At 62.4% G+C, this 9,453-nt stretch carries 8 protein-coding genes; all 8 read right to left on the bottom strand.

Annotated features, from left to right (window positions below; all coding sequences use genetic code 11):
• Nucleotides 1–967: TolC family protein (locus ABDB84_RS11365; RefSeq protein ID WP_345919845.1), on the bottom strand; the 967-nt coding region annotated here is incomplete at its 3' end.
• Between the two features lie 153 nt (nucleotides 968–1,120).
• Nucleotides 1,121–2,908 carry an aspartate--tRNA ligase gene (aspS, locus tag ABDB84_RS11360; RefSeq protein ID WP_345919844.1) on the bottom strand — a complete coding sequence of 596 codons (1,788 nt, stop codon included), beginning with the start codon at nucleotides 2,906–2,908 and terminating at the stop codon, nucleotides 1,121–1,123.
• Between the two features lie 200 nt (nucleotides 2,909–3,108).
• On the bottom strand, nucleotides 3,109–3,714 hold the full coding sequence (locus tag ABDB84_RS11355; protein WP_345919843.1) for a DUF502 domain-containing protein: 606 nt from the start codon (nucleotides 3,712–3,714) through the stop codon (nucleotides 3,109–3,111).
• A 13-nt stretch (nucleotides 3,715–3,727) separates the two neighbouring features.
• Entirely contained in the window at nucleotides 3,728–4,021 is a 294-nt protein-coding gene (locus ABDB84_RS11350; protein ID WP_345919842.1) for an FmdB family zinc ribbon protein, read from the bottom strand.
• A 104-nt stretch (nucleotides 4,022–4,125) separates the two neighbouring features.
• Nucleotides 4,126–5,028 (bottom strand): prepilin peptidase, encoded by a 903-nt coding sequence (locus ABDB84_RS11345; protein WP_345919841.1) that lies wholly within the window; start codon nucleotides 5,026–5,028, stop codon nucleotides 4,126–4,128.
• A gap of 8 nt (nucleotides 5,029–5,036) precedes the next feature.
• Nucleotides 5,037–6,272 (bottom strand): type II secretion system F family protein, encoded by a 1,236-nt coding sequence (locus ABDB84_RS11340; protein ID WP_345919840.1) that lies wholly within the window; start codon nucleotides 6,270–6,272, stop codon nucleotides 5,037–5,039.
• Nucleotides 6,273–6,294: 22 nt separating this feature from the next.
• On the bottom strand, nucleotides 6,295–8,019 hold the full coding sequence (gene pilB, locus ABDB84_RS11335) for a type IV-A pilus assembly ATPase PilB (protein WP_345919839.1): 1,725 nt from the start codon (nucleotides 8,017–8,019) through the stop codon (nucleotides 6,295–6,297).
• A gap of 102 nt (nucleotides 8,020–8,121) precedes the next feature.
• Complete coding sequence (locus ABDB84_RS11330; protein WP_345919838.1) at nucleotides 8,122–9,399, bottom strand: HlyC/CorC family transporter; 1,278 nt, start codon at nucleotides 9,397–9,399, stop codon at nucleotides 8,122–8,124.
• Between the last annotated feature and the right edge of the window lie 54 nt (nucleotides 9,400–9,453).

The following is a 9,453-nucleotide window of genomic DNA, read 5'->3' as shown; positions in this document are numbered from 1 at the left end:
CGTCGACATGCGATTTGCGGTGCGTATCCAGATCGTAGGCGAACAGATAGCTGGCGCCCAGCGTGATGCGCGGATAGAGCCGTGCGCGAGCCTGGGCGGCGTCACCGGCGGCGGCGAGCACATCGGCTTCGGCGCGCCAGATGTCCGGCCGCGTGCGCAGCAGGTCGCTGGGTACCTGACGGATGCGCAGTGCCGGCGCCAGCGGTTGCGGCGCCGGGCTTTGCCAGGCGGGGTCGGCCGCGGTGCGGCCGAGCAGGGCGGCGACGGCCTGTGCGGCGCGCAGGGCTTCGAGCTTGCTGGCGGCCAGCGCCAGGCGGGTTTGCTGCTGACGGCGGGCGAGGACTTCCTGTTCGCTGGCCGCCATCTGATGCGCCTGGATGCGCGCATTGATGAGCGCCACCTGTTGTTCATCGAGTGCTTGTTGTGCCGCCAGATTCTGCGTTTGCGCCTGGGCCGCCCGCAGGGCGATGTAGTGGCGCAGCAGTTCGGCAATCTGGCTGACGCGCAGCGCCTGCACCTCGGCCTGCGCGGCTTGGGCCTGACCTTGCGCTTGCAGCGCCAGACCGTCGCGCATGCCGAAGGCGCCAAGATCCCAGATCGCATCCAGGGTGGCGTGGAAATAGGATTTGCGCCCCGAGGCGCTATCGACGCTGCGTGCGCCGGCGCTCAAGCTGGGCAGGTATTCGCTTGCCGAGGCTTCAGCGAGACCACGCGCCTGCTTGAGGCGGCTCTGCGCCTGCGCCAGGTCCAGATTCTGTTCCAGTAGGCTGCTGACCAGCTGGTCGAGCAGCGGATCTTTGAAGGCGCGCCACCAGCCACGCAGATCGGCAGCCGGCAGGGCGGCGTCCGCCAGCGGCTGCTGTTGCCAGCGCTCGGGCAGGGTTTGCGGCAGCTCGGGCGCGGCGACGTGCACGCAGCCACCAAGCAGCAGGGCACACAGCAGAACTCCGGCACGGGGTGATGTCATGGCGTGGATGGGCGTGAATTGAACGGAGCGCATGGTCTGCAAGCATATCGGCTTTGTGCGCCGCTGATGCGCTGTGATGCTTGCGTAATGCAGATCTTTCGCAAAAGAAAAGGCGAACCGCAGTTCGCCTTTTCGAGTCGTGTTGCCGTGCGCTTATTGCGCCGGGCTTTGCACGTTGCGCAGGCGGATGTGCAGCTCGCGCAGCTGCTTCTCGTCGACCGGGCTCGGCGCCTGGGTGAGCAGGCACTGGGCGCGTTGCGTCTTCGGGAAGGCGATCACGTCGCGGATCGATTCGGCGCCAGTCATCATGGTGACGATGCGGTCCAGACCGAAGGCCAGACCACCGTGCGGGGGCGCACCGTACTTGAGCGCGTCGAGCAGGAAGCCGAACTTGAGTTGCGCTTCTTCCTCGCCGATGCCCAGCGCTTTGAACACCTTCTCCTGCACGTCGGCGCGGTGGATACGCACCGAGCCGCCGCCGAGTTCCCAGCCATTGAGCGCGAGGTCGTAGGCCTTGGCCAGGCACTTGCCCGGATCGGTCTCAAGGAATTCCAGGTGCTCATCCTTGGGCGAGGTGAAGGGGTGGTGGCAGGCGACCCAGCGCTTGCTCTCGTCGTCGTATTCGAACATCGGGAAGTCGATGACCCAGGCCGGCGCCCACTTGCGGCCGTCGACGTGACCCTTCTCGTGGCCGATCTTGCTGCGCAGCGCGCCCAATGCGTCGGTGACGATCTTGGCCTTGTCGGCGCCGAAGAAAATCAGGTCGCCCGATTGTGCGCCAGTGCGTTCGATCACCGTCTTCAGCGAAGCTTCGGAGAGGTTCTTGACGATCGGCGACTGCAGGCCGGTTTCGTTGATCTGCGTGACATCGTTGACCTTGATGTAGGCCAGACCCTTGGCACCGTAGATCTTGACGAACTCGGTGTAGCCGTCGATTTCGCTGCGCGTGAGGCTGGCGCCGCCCGGAATGCGCAGAGCGGTGACACGGCAGGCCGGATCATTGGCCGCGCCGGCGAACACCTTGAAGGCGACATCTTTCATCGCATCGGCGACATCGACCAGTTCCAGCGTCACGCGCAGGTCGGGCTTGTCCGAACCGTAGCGGCGCATCGATTCGGCGTAGGTGATGCGCGGGAAGGGATTCGGCAGATCGACGTCGATGGCGTCCTTGAACACGTAGCGGATCAGGTCTTCGATGATCGCGGTGATCTCGTTCTCGGTCAGGAACGAGGTCTCGATATCGACCTGGGTGAATTCGGGTTGCCGGTCAGCGCGCAGGTCCTCGTCGCGGAAGCACTTGGTGATCTGGTAGTAGCGGTCGTAACCGGCGACCATCAAGAGCTGCTTGAAGAGCTGCGGCGACTGCGGCAGGGCGAAGAACTGACCGTCATGCACGCGGCTGGGTACCAGGTAGTCGCGTGCGCCTTCCGGCGTGCTCTTGGTGAGCATCGGCGTTTCGATGTCGATGAAGCCGGCGTCGTCCAGATAGCGGCGGAAGGCGCGTGCGGTCTTGTAGCGCAGCATCATGTTCTTCTGCATCGCCGGGCGGCGCAGATCGATCACGCGGTGCGTGAGGCGCACATTCTCGGAGAGGTTTTCGTCATCGAGCTGGAACGGCGGCGTCACGGAAGCGTTCAGAACTTCCAGCTCGTAGGCCAGCACTTCGATCTCGCCGGAGATCAGGTTGCTATTGGTGGTGCCTTCGGGGCGGCGGCGCACCTTGCCGACCACCTTCAGACAGAATTCATTGCGCACGCCTTCGGCCACGGCGAAGGTGGCTGCACGGTCCGGGTCGCAGACGACTTGCACCAGACCTTCGCGGTCGCGCAGGTCGATGAAGATCACGCCGCCGTGGTCGCGACGACGGTGGGCCCAGCCGAACAGGGTGACGGTCTGGTCAAGATGAGCGGCGGAAACGAGGCCGCTGTAAGTGGTTCGCATGTAAAACTCCGGGAAAGTACGTGTTCGGCTCGGGCAAATGCACATCTTGCCGCGCGGGGAATGGGCTGCGGGTTGAGCGGCAGAGGCGGCTCAACCCATGAGATTTCGCGGCGGAACCCGGTGCGGAGCGCCTGCGTTGACGCAGGGCGGACGTGAGATGAGCGTTTTCATGGCCGCGTATTGTAGCGGATTGCGTGCGCTCAATGCCCGTTGCTGTTTTTTTCCGGCGGCACCACACCCATCGAGATGATGTGCTTGAGTGCGGCATCGACGCTCATATCGAGCGTGACGGTGTCACGCCGTGGCACCATCAGGAAGAAGCCGGAGGTCGGGTTCGGCGTGGTCGGCACATAGACGTTGACGCAGTCATCAGGCAGGTGAGTGGCCACTTCATCGGCCGGGCTACCGGTCTGGAAAGCGATGGTCCAGGCGCCGGCGTGCGGATACTGGATCAGCAGGGCGTGGCGGAAGGCCTGGCCGCCCGGGCCGAGCAAGGTGTCGGAGACCTGTTTGACGCTCGAATAGATCGATTTGACGACCGGGATGCGCGACAGGATGCTTTCCCAGGCCAGCACTACGCGCTGACCGAAGAAGTTGGAGGCGATGAGACCCGTCAGAAATACCACCAGAATGGTCAGTACCGCCCCCAGTCCCCAGATTTCAAAGCCGAGGATCTCGGAGGGGCGCCACTGTTCGGGCAACAGCAGCAGGCTGCGATCAAGGGAGTTGACCAGCAGTTGCAGCACCCACACCGTAATGGCAAGCGGCACCCACACCAGCAGGCCGGTGATCAGATATTTCTTCATGGAATCAATAAGCTCAGTGGCAGGCGCAACCGGTTCCGCAACTCGGTGCCGGCGTGTCGGCCGTGCTGGAGGAGGCTGCCGCAGCGCTGGCGCCACTGCTGGTGGAAGCGGAGGAAGACGAACCTCCGCCCTTGAAGTCGGTGGCGTACCAGCCCGAGCCCTTGAGCTGGAAGCCGGCAGCGCTCAGCGCCTTGCTGTAGGACTTGCTGCCACAGGCGGGGCAGGTGTCGATCAGCGGATCGCTGACTTTTTGCAGATGATCTTTTTGCAGGCCACAGGCGCTGCAGCGGTATTCGTAGATAGGCATGGAATGGACTCCGGACGGCTTTGTGTCAGTCTAACGCATTGCAGCATCGGCGCAAAATCGCATGCGGCAAGCTTTCTCGCACTATGTGGGCGCGGCGGCTTTTTTCAAGTCCCGGCGATCAGCGCGGTTAAGGTCGGGCCGAAAAACAGGCTTAGGACGCCGGCGGCAGCGAGATAGGGACCAAAGGGAATCGGTACGTCACGGCCATGACGGGCAAAGATCATCAGCGCGATGCCGACCACGGCACCGACCAAGGATGAGAGCAGGATCACGGCGGGCAGTACCTGCCAGCCAAACCAGGCGCCGATGGCGGCAAGCAGCTTGAAGTCGCCATAACCCATGCCTTCCTTGCCGGTGATTAGCTTGAACAGCCAGAACACCGACCACAGTACGAGGTAACCGGCCACAGCGCCGATCAGCGCTTCGTCGAGGGGCACGAAAACCTCGGCCAGATTGAACAGCAGGCCCAGCCACAGCAGGGGCAGGGTGATGTCATCGGGCAGCAGCATGGTATCGAGGTCGATGAAGCTCAGCGCAATCAGGCTCCAGACGAACAGCAGGCCACCCAGGCAGGCCAGGCTGTAGCCGAAGTGCCAGGCGACGGCCGCCGAGAGTGCGCCGCTGAGCAGTTCGATCAGCGGATAGCGCAGGCTGATCGGCGCCTTGCAAGCGCTGCAGCGGCCACGCAAGACGATGTAGCTGATCAGCGGGATGTTCTCGGCCGCGCTGATCAGGTGCCCACAGTGCGGGCAGCGCGAGCGCGGCGAAGCAATGTTGAGCTCCGGCGCCGCGCGCTCGGCGGCCGAGGCCTGCCACCAGCGCTCCAGCTCGCCGCGCAAGCCTTCCGGCAGACGTTCGCTGAGGCTGGCAAAGGACTCGCTGAGCCAGTTGCGCTCCATCATGCGCGGCAGGCGATGGATGACGACGTTGAGAAAACTGCCGACAGCTAGGCCCAGCAGCGTGCAGGCGAGCAGCAGCGCGCCGGGGTTCTGCAGATAGTCAAACATGAACTGGCTTACCCGACGACCGCGCCAATCTTGAAAATCGGCAGGTACATGGCGACCACCATGCCGCCGATCACGACGCCCAGAAAGACGATGATGATCGGTTCGATCAGCTGCGACAGGCCGGCGACCATGTCGTCGACCTCGCGCTCGAAGAAGTCGGCGACCTTGCTGCACATGCCGTCAAGCTGGCCGGATTCTTCGCCGATGGAGATCATCTGCACCACCATCGCCGGAAAGACCTGAACGCCTTGCATGGCGACGGTGAGGCTGGTACCGGTCGAGACTTCATTCTGGATCGCACGGGTGGCGGTTTGATAGACACGGTTGCCGGCCGCTCCGGCAACGGAGTCGAGTGCTTCGACCAAGGGCACGCCGGCCGCGAACATGGTGGCCAGCGTACGTGTCCAACGGGCGATGGTGGCCTTGCGGATGATTTCACCAATCACCGGCACCTGCAGGATCAGGCGATCCATCGTCGCCTGCATGTGCGGTGAGCGTTTGTAGGCCATTACCGAACCGATGATGGTACCCGCAACAATAATGAATAGTAGGAAGGCATTAGCGACGAAGAAGTCGGACATGCTGATGACAATCAGGGTTGGAGCGGGTAGATCAGCACCGAAACTGGAAAAGACGGATTTGAATTGTGGGATCACGAACAACATCATCACCGTGACAACAGCTGACGCAACAACCACAACTGCCGCGGGATAGAAGAGTGCCGACTTGATCTTGCTCTTGATGGCGAGGATTTTCTCCTTGTAGGTCGCCAGGCGATCAAGCAGGTTTTCCAGTGCGCCGGATTGTTCGCCAGCTTGCACCAGATTGCAGTAGAGCGTGTCGAAGTAGAGCGGCTTCTTGCGCAGGGCTTGCGACAGGCTGGTGCCGGTCTCGACGTCATTGCGGATGTCGTTCATCAGTCGGGCCATCGACGCATTGCCTGAGCCCTTGATGGCGATGTCGAAAGACTGCAGCAAGGGCACGCCGGCGCGCATCATGGTGGCCAGCTGGCGGGTGAAGATGGCGATGTCGCGTTCGTGGATCTTGGCGCCCCGTCCGAAGCTGCGCTTCTTGACCTTGAGGACCGAGATGCCCTGGCGCCGCAAGGAGGCCTGCACCACGTTTTCGGTTGCGGCACGCATTTCTCCGCGCACGATCTTGCCGGATTTGTCCTTGCCCTCCCAGACGAACAGGATTTCCTTCTGTTGTTGCTTGGCGGGTCTGCGGGCTGCTGCTGTGGCCATGGTGTGTCCTGGGCTGTTCGCTTTATTCGTTGGTGGTGGCAAGCACTTCGGTCAATGATGTTACGCCCTGCTTGACCTTGAGCAGACCGGACTGACGCAGGTCCTTGATGCCTTCGAGCTGCGCCTGGGCGGCAATGTCCATGGAGTTGCCACCAGTCATGATGATGCGCTGGATTTCCTCGGAAATGGGCATCACCTGATAGATGCCGACGCGGCCCTTGTAGCCGCTGTTCTTGCAGCGCTCACAGCCGCCGGGGCCGTAGGCCTGCCAGCTGCCGTCCAGATCGGCTTCGCTGAAGCCGGCTTCGAGCAGCACTTCCATCGGGATGTCGAGCGGCTTCTTGCAGCTGCACAGGCGGCGCGCCAGACGCTGGGCGGTGATGAGGATGATGCTGGAGGCAATATTGAAGGGCGGTACGCCCATGTTCTTGAGGCGCTCCAGCGTGGTGGGCGCATCATTGGTGTGCAGGGTCGACAGCACCAGGTGGCCGGTCTGGGCGGCCTTGATCGAGATCTCGGCGGTTTCCAGGTCGCGGATTTCGCCGACCATGATGATGTCCGGATCCTGGCGCAGGAAAGACTTGAGCGAGGCAGCAAAGGTCAGCCCGGCTTTTTCGTTGACCGACACCTGGTTGATGCCAGGCAGGTTGATTTCGGCCGGATCTTCGGCGGTCGAGATATTGACGCCAGGCTTGTTGAGCATGTTCAGACAGGTGTAGAGCGACACCGTCTTGCCGCTACCGGTCGGCCCGGTGACCAACACCATGCCGTAGGGGCGTTCGATGGCCTCGATCATGGCCGCCTTCTGTTCGGGCTCGTAGCCCAGAGCGTCGATGCCCAGCATCGCCGAACTGGCATCGAGAATCCGCATCACGATCTTCTCGCCGTGCATGGTCGGCAGGGTCGAGACGCGGAAGTCGATGGCCTTGCTCTTGGAGATCACCAGCTTCATGCGACCATCTTGCGGCACGCGTTTTTCGGCAATGTCCAGGCGTGAGATGACCTTGATCCGTGCGGCGATCTTGTCGCGCAAAGCCAGCGGCGGTTGCACCATTTCACGCAGCACACCGTCGGTGCGGTAGCGGATGCGGTAGAACTTTTCGTAGGGCTCGAAGTGGATGTCGGAGGCGCCTTCGTTGATGGCGTCGATCAGCATCTTCTGGATGAAGCGGACCACCGGCGCATCATCGACATCGGCGCTGCCGGCGTCGAAGGCGGTGGTCTCTTCGCTGGCCTCGGCCAGCTCACCCATCGAGTCCATATCGAACTCGTCACCCTGGATCAGGCTGGTCAGCGCAGTCGTGGTGTTTTCGGTCAGGCGCGCGATCAGCGCAGCGATCTTGCCGACTTCGACCACCACCGGATCGACGCTGAGCCCGGTCTGGAAGCGGATTTCGTCGAGTGCGCGCAGATTGGTCGGATCACTGACGGCGACGGTGATGCGGTTGTTGCGCTTGGACAGCGGCACCACCTGATGCTTGCTGATCAGCTTGGCGTCAATGGCGCTGCGCGGGATGTGGGTGTCGTCGACGGCATCGAGGTCGAGCATCGGGTAGCCGAAGGTTTCGGCACTGAACATAGCCAGTTCTGCGGCGCTGATCAGCCCGCGCTGCACCACTTCGTTGAGAAAGCCGCCCCCGCTGTTGCCGGCCGCTGTGCATGAGACAGCATCGGCTTCACTCAACCGATTCTGCTGGATCAGGGCCCGCGCCAGGCCACTCAGTGCGATTTGCGGATTTGCCGCCATACCTTTAGATACAGATCAAAGACTTACGCATGATAGTTGATGTTGCACCTTGAACCTTTGCTTGTAAAGCCTTTGCCGCCGGGGCAAGACCGGCGGTACGTCTCAGGTGGTCTTGTCCTGTGGGCGGAAGATGCGTGCCGTTTTGATGCGACGGTCCTCTCTCTGCAAGACCTCGATGGGCACATTGCCGATCTTGACGCTGACACCTGACTCCGGGATGTCTTCCAGCTGTTCCAGCACCAGCCCATTGAGTGTTTTCGGCCCCTCCAGCGGCAGGTTGAGGCCCAGCAGGCGATTGAGCTCGCGCAGCGAGCGGCTGCCATCGACGGTGACCGATCCGTTGTCGTCCCATTTGAGGCGGCGATCCGTGCCGGGCACGCTGGTGGTGAATTTGCCGATCAGCTCTTCGATGATGTCTTCCAGGGTCACCAGACCCAGCATTTCGCCGTATTCATCGACCACCAGCCCGAGGCGCTGGTGATTTTCCTGGAAGAACTGCAACTGCGAGTACACCGGCGTATTGGCCGGGATGAAATAGGCTGGCGCCAGCAGCTCGCGCAAGGTCTCGTGGTTGAAGTCCTGTTCGAGCAGGCGCGGCAACAGGCGACGCTGGTGCAGGATGCCCAGCACATTGTTGGGCTCTTCAAAGAATACCGGCAGGCGCGAGTGGTAGCTGGTGGCGATCTGCTGGCGCAGCTGTTCTTCACTGCTGGCCAGGTCCAGCGCTTCCATGGCGCCGCGCGGCACCATCACATCTTCAACCGTCACCTCTTCGAGCTCGAACAGATTGAGCAGGATGGAGCGGTGCTTGGGCGGGATGTAATGGCTGGATTCGAGCACCATCATGCGCAGTTCCTCGGGCGAGAGCGACTGCGCGGTCTCTTCATTGATCGCCTTGACGCGCAGCAGGCGCAGGATCGCGGTGACAAAGAGATTAATGAAACCGACCACGAAATAGCTGGCGCGCAGCAGCGGCGTCAGCACATAAGCGGCCAGTGCCGAGAGCTTGTCGGCATGGTTGGCGCCGATCACCTTGGGCGTGATTTCGGCAAACACCAGGATCAGGAAGGTCACGGCCAGCGTGCCCAGGCCCAGGGCCCATTTGTCCTCGCCGAACAGGCGGATGGTGATCAGGCTGACCAGGGTCGCCGAGGCGGCGTTGATCAGATTGTTGAACAGCAGCACCACGCCCAGCAGGCGCTCGGTATTGGCCAGCAGCTGCAGCGCCAGCTGCGCGCCGCGCGAGCCTTGTGCGGCGGCGGATTTGAGGCGATAGCGGTTGGCCGCCATCATGGCCGTCTCGGCCAGCGAGAAGAAACCGGAACTGATCAGCAGGATCGCCAGCAACAGCAGCTGGGCGGAGAGAGGGATGTCGTCCACAGAAGGGGGCGTTGGTTGCAATGCTCTGCAGTATATCAGCCCGCTTTAAACCGC

The organism is Uliginosibacterium sediminicola (assembly GCF_039631295.1).
In the GTDB taxonomy this organism is placed as follows: domain Bacteria; phylum Pseudomonadota; class Gammaproteobacteria; order Burkholderiales; family Rhodocyclaceae; genus Viridibacterium; species Viridibacterium sediminicola.
This window is presented reverse-complemented; position numbering and strand designations above follow the sequence as displayed.